General features: G+C 42.4%; 1 pseudogene. It reads left to right on the top strand.

The window, feature by feature from the left end:
* Nucleotides 1-300: 300 nt before the first annotated feature.
* A pseudogene (locus ACS8FD_RS17880) lies at nt 301-917 on the top strand (UDP-glucose/GDP-mannose dehydrogenase family protein); the annotation flags it as partial.

Raw genomic sequence — 917 nt, 5'->3', positions numbered from 1 at the left:
CAGCACATCAAGCGCTTCTCTTAACGTTGTTTCAGGTTTAATGATGAAGCTATCGTAGGCTGGGTTTTTAACCCAGCTTTAAAATCTTGCAAAAGCAAAATGCTGGGTTAAAAACCCAGCCTACTACACAAAAATCTCGCCTACGCTAGCAGTATTGTTTGTAAAGCAAGCCGATCGTATAGTCGAAGTAGTCCAAAATGAGTAATAGGCAACCGAGCGCAGATAGTACACTAGTACAGCAAGCGAGGTTAACACCGTACCCGTTTATAATTGCTTTGACTATATTTAAAAGGATATAAGATGCCTGTTAATCTAAGCCATGCCGATAGTATTAATAATAAATCAAAAGTTTGCGTTATCGTTGGTCACGGTATCGAGGCCATTACCAGTGCCGTAGTGCTAGCAAGCTTAGGTCAGACTGTACACTTATATGCAGACGCTAAGATGCTAGAGCAGCAGTTGCAGCAATATGGCTTTGAGCGGCATTTGCAAGCATTATGGCAGATGTATGACCAGCAAGAGCAGATTATCAGTCAAGCGTTACCAAATAGTGCTGATAAGCTGTTGCAAATCTATGAAATAACAGGTGAAACATCTCATTATAATGATAATAATAATGATGATAGAGACCGCGAACAAAGCTCAGAAGTGGCGCTTTATTGGTTATTTCTGGACAGCATAAAGTCAGTATGGTTGGAGGAGAGCTGGATTACCGCTTTCAATCATAGCCATCAGCAGACGTTGCCTGTGATTATAAGTAGTATTGAGCAATTAGGGCATATCTCAGCGCTTGCCCAGCGCTTGCAACGTGCATGGGTATATTACATACCCTTTGTGTTTTTACAAGATGGCGCCGCGTACAGCTCGATGTTGACACCGTCACTATGGCTGCTTGGCGAAAAGACAGCGAACAGTAG

Source organism: Psychrobacter sp. 1U2 (assembly GCF_051847575.1).
The sequence above is the reverse complement of the archived record's forward strand: the minus strand, read 5'-3'. Positions and strand labels throughout refer to the sequence as shown.